General features: G+C 64.7%; 9 protein-coding genes and 1 CRISPR repeat array. Of the genes, 4 read left to right on the top strand and 5 right to left on the bottom strand.

Annotated features, from left to right (window positions below; all coding sequences use genetic code 11):
- Positions 1 to 191: 191 nt before the first annotated feature.
- Together DXT74_RS07395 and DXT74_RS07400 are read left to right on the top strand one after the other, a co-directional pair.
- The gene (locus tag DXT74_RS07395) at positions 192 to 638 is read left to right on the top strand and encodes a hypothetical protein (protein WP_194427649.1); all 447 of its coding nucleotides are present in this window, start codon (positions 192 to 194) and stop codon (positions 636 to 638) included.
- A 120-nt stretch (positions 639 to 758) separates the two neighbouring features.
- Positions 759 to 4,637: a non-ribosomal peptide synthetase gene (locus DXT74_RS07400; protein ID WP_194427650.1), complete on the top strand. Its 3,879-nt coding sequence runs from the start codon at positions 759 to 761 to the stop codon at positions 4,635 to 4,637.
- A gap of 270 nt (positions 4,638 to 4,907) precedes the next feature.
- Here the strand turns inward: DXT74_RS07400 and DXT74_RS07405 are convergent, their stop codons facing one another.
- Positions 4,908 to 5,387 (bottom strand): DUF1203 domain-containing protein, encoded by a 480-nt coding sequence (locus tag DXT74_RS07405; RefSeq protein WP_194427651.1) that lies wholly within the window; start codon positions 5,385 to 5,387, stop codon positions 4,908 to 4,910.
- 120 nt (positions 5,388 to 5,507) lie between these two features.
- Positions 5,508 to 7,637: a CRISPR direct-repeat array (repeat unit 28 nt; unit sequence TTTCTAAGCTGCCTATCCGGCAGTGAAC).
- Positions 7,638 to 7,844: 207 nt separating this feature from the next.
- On the opposite strand from DXT74_RS07405, the gene cas1f reads away from it, so the two are divergent.
- Positions 7,845 to 8,819: a type I-F CRISPR-associated endonuclease Cas1f gene (cas1f, locus tag DXT74_RS07410; RefSeq protein WP_194427652.1), complete on the top strand. Its 975-nt coding sequence runs from the start codon at positions 7,845 to 7,847 to the stop codon at positions 8,817 to 8,819.
- Complete coding sequence (cas3f, locus tag DXT74_RS07415) at positions 8,816 to 12,160, top strand: type I-F CRISPR-associated helicase Cas3f (RefSeq protein WP_194427653.1); 3,345 nt, start codon at positions 8,816 to 8,818, stop codon at positions 12,158 to 12,160. The genes cas1f and cas3f overlap by 4 nt, the downstream gene beginning before the upstream one ends.
- 229 nt (positions 12,161 to 12,389) lie before the next feature.
- On the opposite strand, the gene DXT74_RS07420 is transcribed toward cas3f, so the two are convergent.
- The 4 genes from DXT74_RS07420 to DXT74_RS07435 all read right to left on the bottom strand — a co-directional run bounded on the left by DXT74_RS07420 (position 12,390) and on the right by DXT74_RS07435 (position 15,776).
- On the bottom strand, positions 12,390 to 13,163 hold the full coding sequence (locus DXT74_RS07420; protein ID WP_043642067.1) for an ABC transporter ATP-binding protein: 774 nt from the start codon (positions 13,161 to 13,163) through the stop codon (positions 12,390 to 12,392).
- A complete protein-coding gene (locus tag DXT74_RS07425) occupies positions 13,160 to 14,224 on the bottom strand; it encodes an iron ABC transporter permease (RefSeq protein ID WP_043642069.1) in 1,065 nt (354 codons plus the stop codon). The genes DXT74_RS07420 and DXT74_RS07425 overlap by 4 nt, the downstream gene beginning before the upstream one ends.
- Positions 14,221 to 15,330: an ABC transporter substrate-binding protein gene (locus DXT74_RS07430; RefSeq protein ID WP_194427654.1), complete on the bottom strand. Its 1,110-nt coding sequence runs from the start codon at positions 15,328 to 15,330 to the stop codon at positions 14,221 to 14,223. Before DXT74_RS07430 ends, DXT74_RS07425 begins: the two co-directional genes overlap by 4 nt.
- 155 nt (positions 15,331 to 15,485) lie before the next feature.
- Positions 15,486 to 15,776: a DUF2218 domain-containing protein gene (locus DXT74_RS07435; RefSeq protein WP_227104831.1), complete on the bottom strand. Its 291-nt coding sequence runs from the start codon at positions 15,774 to 15,776 to the stop codon at positions 15,486 to 15,488.
- Positions 15,777 to 15,821 lie beyond the last annotated feature (45 nt).

Raw genomic sequence — 15,821 nt, forward strand, 5'->3', positions numbered from 1 at the left:
GTGCCTGCGGCGAGATCATATTGGAATGGACTGTGGTCTGGATTTACTTGATTTGCATCATGCGGTGGAGGGGCTCAGTTTAGAAGGAGGCATGCCGTTGGGGAAACGGCGTGGGCTGTGTGGCGGCTTGACGCAGACAGCCATGCAAGGTTTGATTCCGCCACTTGCCCATGGAATGAAACGAACCGTAGATGAATGCCATCCTAGTAGAGCACTCCCCCGGCGAACTGGCGCTGGCTTGCGCGCCGGCCGCCACCTTGCTGTTGAACCAAGGTTTCCAAGCGGTGGATTTGCCCTGGTTCTCGGCCGTGGCGGTGTTGGCGGTGGCCAGCCTGGGCTTGGGCGTAGCGCGTTCCCGCAAGCAGGCGGCGCTGGCCTGGGTGGAGAATGGCGAGCTATACGTGCCGCGGCGCTTTGGCGCGGCCAGACATTGCGCCTTGGGCCAGGTGCGTTCGGCGCGGCTGTATTACCACCACAGCGCGCTGCCCACCGCGTTGGCGTTTGAAACCGATCAGGGGCTGTGGCTGAGCGTGCGACTGTCCGGCCTGAGTGTGGGCGATGCGGCGCGGGAGCGTTTGGGGCCGGCGCTGCGCGCGTTCTGCGCCTGCCACGGCATCGCCTTTGTAGAGAAGGCTTGAACAGACGGGCCATCAAGTCAATATTGATAATCATTCCCATTTATGGTGTAAGATTGCGGCTCTCATTGATCTGCCCGCACTGCATAGCGCAGGCATGGAACCGCAACGGCACGCCTTTTTATGACTTTGACCGCTTCTCGCCTCCCCGTCAGCGCCGCACAGCACGGCATCTGGATGGGGCAGCAACTTTCCCCGGACAACCCGAGCTACCTCACCGCCGAAGCCACCGAACTGCGCGGCGCGCTAGATCTGGACGCCTTGCGCGACAGCGCCGCCGAGGTGCTGGCCAATTGCGCGGCGCTGAACATGCGCTTCGAGTTTGACGGCAGCCAGCTGTGGCAGCAGCCGGTGGCCGCGCAGGCGGAGATACCCTGCCTGGACTTCAGCGCGGAACCGGAAGCGGCGGCGCGGGCCTGGGTGGTCCAGTCATTGGCGCGGCCGTGCGATCCGTCGCGGGACGCGCTCTATCTTGGCGCGGTGTTGAAGCTGGGACCGGAGCGGCACTGGTGGTATCTGCAGACCCACCATATCGCGCTGGATGGCTTCGCCTACGGCCTGCTGAGCCAGGCGCTGGCGGCGCGCTACAGCGCCCGCGTCAAGCAGCAGGCCCTGCCGCCGCTGGCGGATTGGTCGCTGGACAAGATCATCGCCGCCGATCACGCCTACCAGGCCAGCGAGGCCTGCGAGCAAGACCGCGCCTTCTGGCTGCAACGCCAAGGCCGGCAGCCGGCGGCCAGCACACTGGCGCCCGCCGCCTTGCTGGCGGACGGGGTGAACAAGGCCGAGCAATGGCTGAGCCCGGCGCAGATCGCCGCCTGGCAGGCCTCCGCCAAACAGCACGGCGTGGACTGGGGTGCTTGGTTGCTGGCGGCGGTGGGCGCCTGGCTGACCAAGCACAGTGGCCGCCGAGCGCTGACCCTGGGCTTGCCGGTGATGAACCGCCTGGGCACGCCGGCACTGGCGGTGCCGTGCATGGCGATGAATATCGCGCCGCTAAGCCTGCGGCTGGACGAAGACCTGAGCGCGGCGGACTTGAGCCGCCAGCTGGCGGACAGCCTGCGCGCGATCCGGCCGCATCAGCGCTACCGCTACGAGCAGTTGCGCGGCGATTTGGCGCGCGTGGGCGGCCAGCAGCGCTTGTTCGGCGCGGTGGTGAACCTGATGCCTTTCGACCGCCGCGCGCCGTTTGCCGGCCTGGACAGCCGGGTGCTGCCGCTGGGCTCCGGCCCGGTGGAGGATGTGTCGATCAATTTCAGCCTGTTGAACACCGAATGGCGGCTGTGCCTGGAAGCCAACCCCAACGCCTACCCGCAGGCGGAGCTGGACGGCTTGCGCGATGATTTGCTGGCCTGGCTGGACGCCTGGGCCGGCCGCGCGCCGGACGTCGTTCTGAGAGAGCTGTTGCCGGAGCTCCCGCCGCTGAGCGTGCTGGACGGCGCGGCTCTGGAACGCGAGCCGCGGGAAGTGCTGAGCCTGATCCGCGCCGCCGCCGCCGCGCGGCCGGATGCGATAGCCCTGGAGCAGGACGGCGAGCGCCTGTCCTACCGCGCGCTGTTGCAGCGCGTGCTGCAACTGGCCGGCCGCTTGCAAGCCGCCGGCCTGCAGGCGGAAGAACGGGTGGCCATCGTGCTGCCGCGCAGCCCGGAAGCCATCGTCGCCATCCTGGCCACGCTGTGGGCCGGCGGCTGCTATGTGCCGCTGGACCCGCACGGCCCGCCCACGCGGCTGGCCATGGTGCTGGACGACGCGCAGCCTCGGCTGGCCGTCACCCTGAGCGCCTGGCGTCCGCTACTGGGCGAAGTGCCGGCGCTGTGCCTGGACCTGCCTCCGCAACAGGACGCGCTGGCCGCCGCGGACCCGGCGCCGGCAGCCGAGCAAGCCGCCTATCTGCTCTATACTTCCGGCTCCACCGGCAAGCCCAACGGCGTGCTGGTCAGCCACGGCGCGCTGGCCCAGTTCGTCAGCAGCGCCGGCCAGCTGTACCGCATCGGCGCCGACGAACGCATCCTGCAATTCGCGCCGCTGCATTTTGACGCCAGCATCGAAGAAATCTTCCTGGCGCTGTGCCATGGCGGCACCCTGGTGCTGCGCACCGACGCGATGCTCGAATCCATGCCGGCCTTCGCCGCCGCGGTGGCGCGCCAGCGCATCAGCGTGCTGGACCTCCCCACCGCCTTCTGGCACGAACTGGCCTTTGCCTTGCAGCCGGAACTGGCCGCGCAGCTGGCCAGCGTGCGGCTGACCATCATCGGCGGCGAAGCCGCGCTGCCGGAACGCGCCGGCCGCTGGCAAGCGCTATTGCCGGACAGCGTGCTGCTCAACAGCTACGGCCCCACCGAAGCCTCCATCATCGCCACCAGCGCCATCCTGTCCGGCCCCGGCGCGGTGTGGGACGGCAGCGACAGCGTGCCCATCGGCCTGCCGCGCCCCGGCGTGCGCGCCGTCATCGTCGACGAGCGCCTGCAGCCTGTGGCGCAGGGCGAGGACGGCGAACTGTGCCTGCTGGGCGAGGCGCTGGCTATCGGCTACCTGGGCCGCGAAGAACTCACCGCGCGCCGTTTCGTCACCCTGGACGCCCTGCCCGGCGCGCCGCGCGCCTACCGCACCGGCGACCGCGCGCGCCTGAGCGACGGCCAACTGCGCTTTCTGGGCCGGCTGGATCATGAAATGAAAATCAGCGGCCTGCGCATCGACCCGGCCGAAATCGAAAACGCACTGCTGGCCTGCCCGGACGTGCGCGAAGCGGCGGTGGTGGGCCTGCCGCTGGCCGGCGGCAGCTATACCCTGGCCGCCTTCCTCAGCGGCGGCGAGACCGAGCCGGCGACGATGCGCTCGCGTTTGGCCGAGGTGCTGCCGGCGGCGGCCATCCCGGACCACTGGCGCTGGCTGGACAGCCTGCCGCGCAACGTCAACGGCAAGATAGACCGCAAGCAGCTGGCTGCCGGCATGGAAGCGCAAGCGCCGGCCGCGGCGGAAGACGCCAGCCCGCTGGAGCGCCAAGTGATGGAAGTGTGGCAGCAGGTATTGGGCGTCACCCCGCCCAGCCGGCACGCCAACTTCTTCGAACTCGGCGGCAAATCGCTGCAAGCCATCCAGGTGGCCAACCGGCTGGCGCAGCGCCTGAACCGCGAAGTGGCGGTGTCCGCGCTATTCAGCCACAGCACGGTGGCGGCGCTGGCGCAGGCGTTGAGCGCGCCCGCCGCGCACCGGCCCCCGTCCGCCAGCGAAGGCCAGGAATTCGCGCCGCTGCTGACCATCCAGCCCGGCGCGCTGCCGGCGTTGTTCTGCCTGCACCCGGCGGAAGGCCTGTCCTGGTGCTACCTGGGCCTGGCTAAACACCTGCCCGGCGTGGCCATCTACGGCCTGCAGGCCACCGGCATCACCGGCGAGAAGCCGGTCAGCTTCGACGCGATGGTGGCGGACTACGTGGCCCGCGTGCGCGAAGTCCAGCCGCAAGGGCCGTACCGGTTGCTGGGCTGGTCCCTGGGCGGCGGGCTGGCGCAGGCGATGGCGGCGCAGCTGCGCGCCGCCGGAGAAACCGTGGAACTGGCGGCGCTGATGGACAGCTACCCAACCGCCAGCTGGCAAGGCCGGCCGCAACCGACATTGCACGACGCGCTGGTAACGGTGCTCAGCGTCAACGGCGAAGTGGACGCCGACGAGAATGGCCAGCCGCTGGACAATGAGGCAATCTACCAACGCCTGCTGCGCCCCGGCAGCCCGCTGGCGCCGCTGGGCCGCGCCGCGCTGGAACGGCTGGGCGAGGCCTCGCTGCACGGCATGCAATTATTCCGCGACAGTCAAACCCCGCGCTACGACGGAGACGTGCTGCTGTTCCGCGCCGGCATCCACCCGGAAGACACGCCCAAGCCGGAAGACTGGCGGCCCTTCCTCGGCGGCAAACTGGAGTGCGTAGAGCTGGACTGCGACCACTTCGGCATGAGCGATCCGGAACCGATGCGAAGGATAGGCGAGGAATTGGCGCGGCGCTTGGCTTGAACCGAACCGGTTTGATGAAAAACGCCGTTCACCTTGGGTGAGCGGCGTTTTTGCTTTTTGAGCGCGGATTGCTCCGTAAGAGGCTGTTCAAAGTCTCGCGAGCAAGGGCGAGACAAGGCGAAAACGAGTGAAAGAGCAGAATGGTCGAGGGGTACATCAGCATTTTGAGTTTGTACACACCGTGTAACGCTTTACGAAGCGCAGCAGACCTTGAGCAGGTTTTAAGGGCTGATTTTCAGATGGCCGATCACGCATGGCATGGGTTCTATTTCATTCGCTCCGGTTCAGTCGCAGCGCATAGCAACCATGGGCGGGGAAACGCAGCATAGCGAAAGTGATCTCTGGCCTTGTCTCCCAGTGCGCCAGTATCGCCTCCACCTGATGTGTTGGCAGCAATGCGGCTTCCAGCATGGTCTGTTCTTTGCCGTAAGCGCGCAGCGCCACGCTGTCGCCAAGGTAGGCATTCCCACCGACGCGGAGCAGTAGCGACGACAGCTCGGGCAGAGGTTCTGGCTGTGATTCAGCCGCCAGGAAAACCGGACCATACTCGCGGTATGGCCCGGCTTGGTGGAATGGGCTGTAGCTCGCCAGAATCAGCCCCTCTCCCGGAGTGGCGCGGCGCAGCGCGTCGCGGAAGGGTTCGCCGCCAGCGGCCGTCATCCGTTGGATGGTTTGGCCGAGCGCATCAATTCCTTTGTGTCGTGCCCGCTCGACGAAAGCCGGGTCCAGGGTTTCCAGTTGCCAAGCCATGTCGCTCTCCTTCGTAACATTGAAATGCTCGAAGTCTATGGCGGCGCGCCCTTGTGGACGACCCGATTCTTGCTGTGCTCGTCTTCAAGTACATAGCAGCTTGAATGACCCCGCCTCGGTTTTCTAAGCGGCTTATTCGGCCGTGAGCCATGCCCGACAATACGGCTAGCTTGCTGTCTTTTCTAAGCTGCCTATCCGGCAGTGAACCAGCGGGAACAGCTTGTCCGACATCAGCCGGCTTTCTAAGCTGCCTATCCGGCAGTGAACACTAAGTATTCGCGGACGAATAGTTCTTGCTTTTTCTAAGCTGCCTATCCGGCAGTGAACTGTTGCAGTTCGTGATTAGACGCGCAGAGGCTTTTCTAAGCTGCCTATCCGGCAGTGAACCAGTTGAAAATCTTGGACAAATATATTGGCGATTTCTAAGCTGCCTATCCGGCAGTGAACACTGACATGCTTCATATCCGCATTGAGCAAGATTTCTAAGCTGCCTATCCGGCAGTGAACAGTTTAACGCAGCCGGATCGGACGCCTGGGGTTTTCTAAGCTGCCTATCCGGCAGTGAACTCGATGGGTCGCTCACGCGGCCCTTACTTTTTTTTCTAAGCTGCCTATCCGGCAGTGAACATTCATCCGGGGCTGGCTGGATCACTTCGGTGTTTTCTAAGCTGCCTATCCGGCAGAGAATCTGAAGATGGCAGTGCACGAGTGGTTCCAAGTTTTTCTAAGCTGCCTATCCGGCAGTGAACTGAAACGCACCGCCATACCGGTGTTGATTTCTTTTCTAAGCTGCCTATCCGGCAGTGAACGGTTTGCGTGACTTCGTTCGTGAGTGTATCGATTTCTAAGCTGCCTATCCGGCAGTGAACCAGAACAGACCTTCATCAATAATCAACAAGCCTTTCTAAGCTGCCTATCCGGCAGTGAACATATATGCACAGAGAGTAGGAGGGCACTTTAATTTCTAAGCTGCCTATCCGGCAGTGAACGGCTACGGAAGCGAGCACGTGAGAGCGCTATGTTTCTAAGCTGCCTATCCGGCAGTGAACATCTATCTGCACCCTATCTTTTTTTCTCTCACTTTCTAAGCTGCCTATCCGGCAGTGAACATTAAATAACTTCCATTATTCGTTACCATAACTTTCTAAGCTGCCTATCCGGCAGTGAACGGACTGCATCGGCCAGGCCTCGACCTGTACGTTTTCTAAGCTGCCTATCCGGCAGTGAACTATGCCTGCTATTCGGATCAGGCGTCGGCAGCTTTCTAAGCTGCCTATCCGGCAGTGAACACCCGGGCTGCATCACGTACAGGTCGAGGCCTTTTCTAAGCTGCCTATCCGGCAGTGAACGTTGGCATTGCCGGCTTCAAATGGCTGCGTAATTTCTAAGCTGCCTATCCGGCAGTGAACGGCTGGATCAGCTTGGCCACGGGGGTGTGGATTTTCTAAGCTGCCTATCCGGCAGTGAACCGTTTTCGCGTAATCAGTACCCGCCGCCGGCATTTCTAAGCTGCCTATCCGGCAGTGAACATTTCTGAAAGACAAGGCTCTTGGCCTGACGCTTTTCTAAGCTGCCTATCCGGCAGTGAACTAGTATTTTTCTTTGCCTTCTTCTCTGGTTTTTTTCTAAGCTGCCTATCCGGCAGTGAACTTTGGGGCGCATGCGGCTCAGGTTTTAAAGTGTTTCTAAGCTGCCTATCCGGCAGTGAACTGGAGAACCATGCGTGGTCAGTGGTTTACCAATTTCTAAGCTGCCTATCCGGCAGTGAACAGCACGAGCTCTCCATCGGCCATTACCTTCAATTTCTAAGCTGCCTATCCGGCAGTGAACTGCGACGGGCAACAGCAGACCGCCGGCGACAGTTTCTAAGCTGCCTATCCGGCAGTGAACCCGGTGCCCTGTGTGCTGGTGCTGGACGGCATTTTCTAAGCTGCCTATCCGGCAGTGAACAAACAGTCGATTCGTAAGACTTTCCGGAGCGTTTTCTAAGCTGCCTATCCGGCAGTGAACGCGGCCTCGGTGATGGACTTCAGGGGCCGGATTTTCTAAGCTGCCTATCCGGCAGTGAACGATAGAGCATCCGCTGAATGGGCGATTCGACTTTTCTAAGCTGCCTATCCGGCAGTGAACAAATATTTTTCCAATCGTTGTAAGCCTGCGATTTTCTAAGCTGCCTATCCGGCAGTGAACGCGTAAGAGCATGCTTTCTTGATAGTCGGGACTTTCTAAGCTGCCTATCCGGCAGTGAACTAGAGTTTACACCGCCCCCTCGCCTTATGGCGTAGGCATCTGCGGCGATTTTTCCGGGTTTGACCCAAATTTTCAGACAAAGGCTAAGTGGTTGTTTTTACTGGGGCTGATGAGGGGCCTGAAAAAAAGGGTTTTACCGCGCTGCCTGTTCCTCCGTTCATGCTCATGGCAAGATGTGTTATCGCGTCACATCCCATAGGTATGACCATGTCCGATTTTTCCCCGTCCGATCTCAAGACCATTCTGCATTCCAAGCGCGCCAACCTTTACTATCTGCAGCACTGCCGCGTGCTGGTCAACGGCGGGCGGGTGGAGTACGTCACCGATGCCGGCAAGGCTTCGCTGTACTGGAATATCCCCATCGCCAACACCACTTGCATCCTGCTGGGCACCGGCACTTCAGTGACGCAGGCTGCAATGCGGGAATTGGCCAAGGCCGGGGTGATGGTGGGTTTTTGCGGCGGGGGCGGCACGCCCTTGTTCAGCGCCAATGAGCTGGAGCAGGAGGCGGCGTGGTTCGCGCCGCAAAGCGAGTACCGGCCCACGGAATATCTGCAGTACTGGGGGCGCTTTTGGTTTGACGACGCGCAGCGGCTGGCCGCCGCCAAGGATGTGCAACTGGCGCGGCTGGGTTGCTTGCAGCGGCATTGGCTGGGCAGCCGCGCCTTGCGCGAGTCCGGTTTCGAGGTGGAGGCGGCCGGCTTGGAAGCCGCCTTGCAAGCCTCGCGCCAGGCGATTGCCCAGGCGCCGGACCACGCGCATTTGCTGACAGAGGAGGCGCGGCTGACCAAGCTGCTGTTCCGCTTGGCCGCCCAGGCCACCCGTTATGGCGATTTCAGCCGCGCCAAGCGCGGCGCCGGCACGGACCCGGCCAACGCCTTTCTGGATCACGGCAATTACCTGGCTTACGGCCTGGGCGCCACCGCGGCCTGGGTGCTGGGCTTGCCGCACGGCCTGGCGGTGCTGCACGGCAAGACCCGGCGCGGCGGGCTGGTGTTTGACGCGGCGGACCTGGTCAAGGACGCGCTGATCCTGCCGCAGGCCTTTATCTCCGCGATGCGCGGCGACGACGAGCAGACCTTCCGCCAGGCTTGTATCGAGGCGCTGACCCGCGGCGAGGCGCTGGACTTCATCATCGACACCTTGAAGGATATTGCCGAGCGGCGGGGGCGGGCGGCATGAATATCCTGCTGATTTCGCAATGCGACAAGAAAGCGCTGACGCGCAGCCGGCAGATTCTGGACCAGTTCGCCGAGCGCCGCGGCGACCGGGTCTGGCAAACGCCCATCACCCAGGCCGGGCTGGATACGCTGCGGCGCTTGCTGCGCCAGAGCGCGCGCAAGAACACCGCGGTGGCCTGCCACTGGATACGAGGCCAGGACCATAGCGAGCTGCTGTGGATAGTCGGCGACGCCAGCCGCTTCAACGCCGACGGCGCCACGCCCACGCACAGCACCCGCCGCAATGTGCTGCGCAGCGCGGACGAAAACGACTGGCACAGCGGGGAGGACATTCAACTGCTGGCCGGCCTGGCGGCTTTGCTGCATGACCTGGGCAAGGCCAGTCAGGCGTTTCAGGAGAGACTGCGCGGCAAGCGGAGCGAGCGTAATCTCTACCGCCACGAGTGGGTGTCCTTGCGCTTGTTCCAGGCTTTTGTCGGCGACGACGACGACTCCGGCTGGCTGGCGCGCTTGCGGCAGCCGACGGAGCGGGATCACGCCAGCTGGCTGGATCGTTTGCAGGCGGACGGCATGGGCGCGGCGTGCGAACCGCCGTTTTCCCGTTTGCCGCCGCTGGCCGCCGCGGTGGGTTGGCTGGTACTGACGCATCACCGGCTGCCGCTGATGCCGGATTTCGCGCAGGGCAAGCAAGGCCGCCTGGGCGGCAAGCTACAGGGCTTTCAAAGCCGCATGTTGTTGAATATTCCGGCACATATCGACGCGCGCTGGAATGAATGGCGGGAGACTGAGGCCGAGCCGGCGCAGCTGGCGCCGTACTGGCGCTTCCCGCAGGGGCTGCCGGTGAACACGCCGGCCTGGAGCCGCCGCGCCGCGCGGCTGGCGGACAAGCTGGCGGCGCGTTTGGCCGTGCGCGGCGAGACGCGTTGGCTGGACAATCTTTACGCGATGCATGTGGCGCGGTTGAGCCTGATGCTGGCGGATCATCATTTTTCCAGCCTGGATTACGCCCAACTGCGGCACAAGCGCGGCCAGGCCGGCTATCCGCTATGGGCCAACACCCATGGCCGGTCCGGCGATTTCAACCAGCCGCTGGACGAGCATTTGCTGGGCGTGGCGGAGCATAGCGCCTTGGTATGCCGCGCCTTGCCCGGTTTTGAGCGGGAGTTGCCGCGGCTGTTGCGGCGCAAGCGCTTGCAGCAACGCAGCGCCGACGGGCGCTTCCGCTGGCAGGACCGCGCCGCGGACCTGGCCGTGGGGATGCGGGCGCGGGCGGCGGAGCAGGGCGCTTTCATCGTCAATATGGCGTCCACCGGCTGCGGCAAGACGCTGGGCAATGCGCGGATCATGTATGCCTTGGCGGACCCGGCCTTGGGTTTGCGTTGCGCGCTTGCGCTGGGCTTGCGCGCGCTGACGCTGCAAACCGGCCAGGCTTTCCGCCAGCGGCTGCGCCTGAACGAGGATGATCTGGCCATCTGCGTGGGCGGCAGCGCCAACACCCAGTTGTTCGAGCACTATCAAGAGCAGGCGGAGGCCAGCGGCTCGGCGTCGCGCCAGGCCTTGTGGGACGAGGGCGGCGAGGTGCGTTACGAGGCCGGCGGCGAGCATCCCTTGCTGTCTCGCGCGCTGCGCGATCCGCAAACGGCCAAGTTGCTGCAGGCGCCGCTGCTGGTGTGCACCATAGATCATCTGACGCCGGCGACGGAAAGCCAGCGCGGCGGGCGGCAGATCGCGCCCATGCTGAGGCTGATGAGCGGGGATTTGGTGCTGGATGAACCGGACGATTTCGACTTGGCGGACTTGCCGGCGCTGACCCGGCTGGCGCATTGGGCCGGCCTGCTGGGCAGCCGGCTGCTGCTGTCGTCGGCCACCTTGCCGCCAGCGCTGATCGAGGGCTTGTTCGAGGCCTATCTGGCCGGCCGTCGTCAGTTTCAGGCCAATCGTGGCCAGCCGGGGCGGCCGCTGGCGGTCTGCTGCGCCTGGGTGGACGAGAATGCCCTGGCGCAGCAAGACTGTGCCGATGTCGATGCTTTCCGCCAGAGGCAACGTCAGTTTGCCGGCCGGCGCGCCGATTGGCTGGTCACGCAGCCGGCGCGGCGCAACGCTGAACTATTGCCGCTGAGTTTTGGCCAGGGGCAGGCGCCGGCGTTGCGTCGGGAGTTCGCGGCTCAGCTACAGCCGGCCATCGAGCGTTTGCACCGGCTCAATCAGCAGCGGGATCCGCTCAGCGGTCAGGCGGTCAGTTTCGGCCTGGTGCGCATGGCCAATATCCAGCCTTTGTTCGAGGTGGCGCTGGCCCTGTACGCGTTGCCGTGGCCGGCGCATTGGCAGCTGCATTTATGCGTTTACCACTCGCAATACCCCTTGTTGCTGCGTTCCGCCATTGAGCGCCAGCTGGACCAGGCGCTGAATCGTTCCGATCCGCAAGCGGTGTTCACGCTGCCGGCCATTCGCCGCGAGCTGGACGCGGAGCCGGAGCGCGAGCATGTGTTCATCGTGCTGGGTTCGCCGGTGACCGAGGTGGGACGGGATCATGATTACGATTGGGCGATTGTCGAGCCTTCGTCCATGCGTTCGCTGATTCAGCTGGCCGGGCGGCTGCGCCGCCACCGCCCGGAGCCTTGGGACAAGGTGAATGTGCTGATTGGCGAGCGCAATCTGCGCAGCGTGGAGCAGCCGGCGCAGCCGGCCTTCCGCTGGCCGGGCTTTGAGGATGAGGCGTTCCCCTTGGGCAGCCATCTGCTGAGCGAACTGCTGGAGGAGGACGAGTACCGGCATCTGGACGCGCGACCGCGCATCGTGCAACCAGAGCCGTTGCAGGCGAAGCGGCGCTTGTCGCACTTGGAGCATGCGCGGCTGGCGCAGCTGATGTCGCCGGCCGGCCAGGTTAGAGTCGCCAGCAGCCGGCCTGGGCGAGAGGGGCCGGCCATCGCTCCGATGGGGGCGTATAGCTGTTGGCAACAGCCTCAGGCGCTGCTCAGCGGCGTGCTGGCGCAGCAGCAGCCTTTCCGCGCCGGCGGAGAGCCGGAAGTGGATTTGCTGTTATTGCCTACCGAAGACGGGGACGATTACGCGCTGCACCGTGTGGAAAGCCGGCCGTGGCCGGAGCCGCCGCATTTCACGTCGGTGGAGGTCAGCTTGAACCAGCGAGTGCCGGAGGCGGCGTTGACGCAGCCGAATATCCGACCCTGGGGCGTCAGCGATTATCCAACGGCTTTGGCCGAGCTGGCGGCGGAGCTGGGCATGGAACTGGAGACTTGCGCGCGGCGCTTTGGCGGGTTGAGCTTGCCGCAGTCTGACAATGGCTGGCGCTTCCATCCGGCACTGGGGTTTTGCAAGGCTTGAGGCCGGGCTGGCCATGAAAACGGCCGAGGCTGCGGCGTGGTATCGCCGGCGGCCTCGGCCGTTCGCAGCAGACATCTGACAGACTCTCAGAGCCTGTTCAAAATCTCGCGAGCAAGAGCGAGACGAGGCGGAAACAGCTGAGAAAGCGGAATGTACAGGTGGTACATGAGCATTTCGAAGCTGTTTTCAACGCCGTATCGCCGCAGTGCAGCAGATTATGAACAGGTTCTCAGCGCAAACCGCTGTGCAGCCCGTCCACCAGCACATGCGCCACGCCCTGGGAGCAGCGCTCCACCCGGCCGCTGACGCCGTAGACGCGGCGCAGGCTTTGGCTGTCTATCACTTCGTCCGGCGCGCCGTTGGCTTGCAGCGCGCCGTCCTTCAGCATCAGCACCCGGTCGCAGTGGCGCAGCGCCACGTTGAGGTCGTGCAGCACGATGATGGTGACCATGCCGCGGCGGCGGGTTTCGCGGCGCAGCAGGTCCATCACGTGGAACTGGTAGTTGAGGTCCAGCGCCGACAGCGGTTCGTCCAGCAGCAGCACCGCCGGTTCGCGGATCAGCGCCTGGGCGATGCCCACCAGCTGGCGCTGTCCGCCGGACAACTGGTCCAGGTAGCGCAGCGCTAGTTGCTCGATGCCCAGCGATTGCAGCAGCGCGAACACTTGCTGGTCGTCATGACGGCGAGACAAGCCGGCGGCGGTGGCCTGGCCGGCCACCATCAGCGATTCGAACACCGATAGATGCACGCTGGGCGGCAGGGTTTGCGGCAGGTAGGCCACTTCGCCGCGCTGGCGGCTAAGCGCGCGCTGGTCCAGGCGGACGTCGCCGCGGCTGTGCTGCAGGCCGGCCAAAGCGCGCAGCAAGGTGGATTTGCCGCTGCCGTTGGGGCCCAGCAAGGCCGTGATGTCGCCCGCCCGCAGACAGGGCACGTCCAGCGCGCGTATCACCTGGCGCTTGCCGTAGCTGACCGAGAGTTGATGGATGGACAGGGCGGAGCTCATTGGCGGCCTCCGTTGCGCAGCACGATGGCGATGAAGAAGGGGATGCCCACCAGCGAGGTGACGATGCCCACCGGCACGATGACGCCGGGCACCAGGTTCTTGGTCACCACCGAGGCCATGGACAGGATGGCGGCGCCGGTCAGCGCGCTCACCGGCAGGTAGAAGCGGTGGTCCTCGCCCACCAGCCGGCGCGAGATATGCGGCGCGATCAGGCCGATGAAGCCTATGGTGCCGACGAAGGCCACCGCCAGCGCGGTGAGCAGGCTGGCGCGCAGCAGCGAGCTGAGGCGCAGCCGGCGCACATTGATGCCGAAGCTGGCGGCGCGGTCTTCGCCCAGCCGCAGCGCGGTCAGCCGCCAGGACTGGCTCAGCGACCAGGGCAGGATCAGCGCGAAAGCGCCGAACAGCAGGGCGATCTTGGGCCAGTCCGCGCGCGACAGGCTGCCCATCAGCCAGAACACCAGGTCTTGCAGCGAGTCCGCGGTGGAGACGAATTGCAGCAGGGACACCAGGGCGTTGAAGCTGAAGAACAGCGCGATGCCGAACAGCACCACGCCGCTGGTGGGCATATTGCTCCAGCGCGCCACCACGTCCAGCAAGAGCGCGGAACCGAGCGCGAACACGAAGGCGTTGACCGGAAGCATCCACGGGCCGGGGACGCCGGGGATGCTGACATCCAGCAGGATGGCCAGCGCCGCGCCAAAGGCGGCCGCGGGCTGCAGGCCCAGGGTGAACGGGTCCGCCAGCGGGTTGTGCAGCACGGTCTGCATCTCCGCGCCGGCGAGGCCCAGCGCCAGGCCGGCGGCGATGGCGATCAGCGCGTAGGGCAGGCGGATCTGCCAGACGATGACTTCCGTGGCGGGATCGGCGGCGGCGGGGTGCCACAGCGTCTGCCAGAATTCGGCCAGCGGCATGCCGCTGGCGCCGGTGGTGACGTCCAGCGTCAGCGAGACGGCGAGCAGGCTCAGCAGCACGGCCACCAGCAGTAGCCGGCGCAGCAGGGTGCGGCGGTAATCCGCCGCCACCGAGGCGGCGGAAAGCGTCATGGTTTCGCTGCTCATTTAACGCCCTTGACCCAGTAAGTGCCTTGCGGCTCGATGGCCAGGAAGTCGCGGTGCAGCTGCTTCCAACTGGCGTCCGGGTCCAGTTTGGCGAAGCGCGCCGGTTGCAATTCCTTGGCGAAGGCTTCCAGCAGCACGATGTGGTAAGGCGTGTTGTAGAAGTGGTGCCAGGCGCCGAAGGTGCGGCCTTCGCGCACCGCGCGCAAGGCGCCCACCGGGCTGCGCGCAGCGGTGCGCTTGAGCGAGGCCTGCGCCTGCGCCGCGCTGATGTTGGCGCCGAACTGGATGCCGGTTTTCTCGGCGGCGTCCGCGGTGCCGGTACCGATGTACAGGTCCGGATTGCTGGCCAGCACATGCTCCATATTCACTTCGCCCACCGCGCCGGGGATCAGCTTGTCGGCGATATTGACGCCGCCGGCGGCATCCACCAGCTCACCCAGGCTGCCGCGTCCGGCGCTGGTGACATTGCTGAAGGCGCCGGCGCGGAGGTCCAGGAAGGCCTTGGGCTTTTGCTGCGCCGGGATGGCGGCCACCACCTTGCGGATGACGTCCATCTTGCCCTGATAGAAGCGGATGAAGCGCTCGGCTTCGGCCTCGCGCTGCAGCGCCTTGCCCATGATGCGCAGGCTGGGCACGGTGTGTTCCAGCGGGGCGTTGCGGAAATCGACGAAGACCACCGGCACCTTCGCCGCTTGCAGCTGCTGCACGATGGGGTTGTTCAGGCCCGGGCCGTGGCCGGAGATGCTGAACACGGCGATGTCCGGGCGCAAGGTCAGCACTTTCTCTGCACTGACGGAGTTCTCGCTGGTTTTGCCGATCAGCGGAATCCGGTCGATGGCGGGGAAGCGCTGTTTGTACTGGGCGTAGGTTTGCGGGTCCAGCTGGCGGAAGTCGCCCTGCCAGCCGGCGATGCGGGCGATGGGCTGCTTGCCTTCCAGCAAGGCCAGCGCGTAGAACAGCCGGCCTTCGCCCAAGAGGATGCGGTTGACCTTGGCCGGCACTTCCACTTTACGGCCGGCGATATCGGTGACGGTGGCGGCTTGGGCCGCCAGCGTGGCCGCGGCCAGCGCGCCGGCCAGCAGCAGACGGGAGAACAGTGTTTTCATTGTGATTCCTTGAGCGATACGGCTCCGCTGTCAAAGCCCGCCGTAGGGGCGGGTGGACGGGCTTTGGCAGTGGAGCGGGTGGGCAAGCATCATACCGAAACGAGAGCGGCCGGGCAGGCCCGGCGTACTCGGAAAACGCCGATAGGCTGGGGTTCTTACTCGGTCTTGGCCCAGTCCAGCTTCAAGTCCGGCGTCTTGGCCATTAGGCCCAGATGCTCGTCCATGATGAATTCGATCTTGGCCAGCTTGTCGGCGGCATCGGCGGCACAGATCATGTCCAGGGTGTCGTCCTGGCGCTGGATCCGGCATTCGCCTATGGGGAAGTGCACGTGGGCCTGGTGGCTGTCGAACTCCACCGGCACTTTCAGCGCGTAGTGCTTGCACAGCTTGTACAGCACCTTGTCGGCATTGGGCGTGGTCAATTGGGCGCGGCTGCTCAACATCATCAATTCTCCAATCGTAAAAACGGGAACAGGCAGTTGGCGAATCCG

This window comes from Chromobacterium sp. Rain0013 (assembly GCF_015291765.1).
Lineage (GTDB): Bacteria > Pseudomonadota > Gammaproteobacteria > Burkholderiales > Chromobacteriaceae > Chromobacterium > Chromobacterium haemolyticum.

Excerpts from the sequence above, each read along its gene's own strand:
- cas3f (WP_194427653.1), top strand. The coding sequence starts at position 8,816 with ATGAATATCCTGCTGATTTCGCAATGCGACAAGAAAGCGCTGACGCGC.
- DXT74_RS07395 (WP_194427649.1), top strand. The coding sequence starts at position 192 with ATGAATGCCATCCTAGTAGAGCACTCCCCCGGCGAACTGGCGCTGGCT.
- DXT74_RS07420 (WP_043642067.1), bottom strand. The coding sequence starts at position 13,163 with ATGAGCTCCGCCCTGTCCATCCATCAACTCTCGGTCAGCTACGGCAAG.
- DXT74_RS07430 (WP_194427654.1), bottom strand. The coding sequence starts at position 15,330 with ATGAAAACACTGTTCTCCCGTCTGCTGCTGGCCGGCGCGCTGGCCGCG.
- DXT74_RS07400 (WP_194427650.1), top strand. The coding sequence starts at position 759 with ATGACTTTGACCGCTTCTCGCCTCCCCGTCAGCGCCGCACAGCACGGC.
- DXT74_RS07405 (WP_194427651.1), bottom strand. The coding sequence starts at position 5,387 with ATGGCTTGGCAACTGGAAACCCTGGACCCGGCTTTCGTCGAGCGGGCA.
- DXT74_RS07425 (WP_043642069.1), bottom strand. The coding sequence starts at position 14,224 with ATGAGCAGCGAAACCATGACGCTTTCCGCCGCCTCGGTGGCGGCGGAT.
- DXT74_RS07435 (WP_227104831.1), bottom strand. The coding sequence starts at position 15,776 with ATGATGTTGAGCAGCCGCGCCCAATTGACCACGCCCAATGCCGACAAG.
- cas1f (WP_194427652.1), top strand. The coding sequence starts at position 7,845 with ATGTCCGATTTTTCCCCGTCCGATCTCAAGACCATTCTGCATTCCAAG.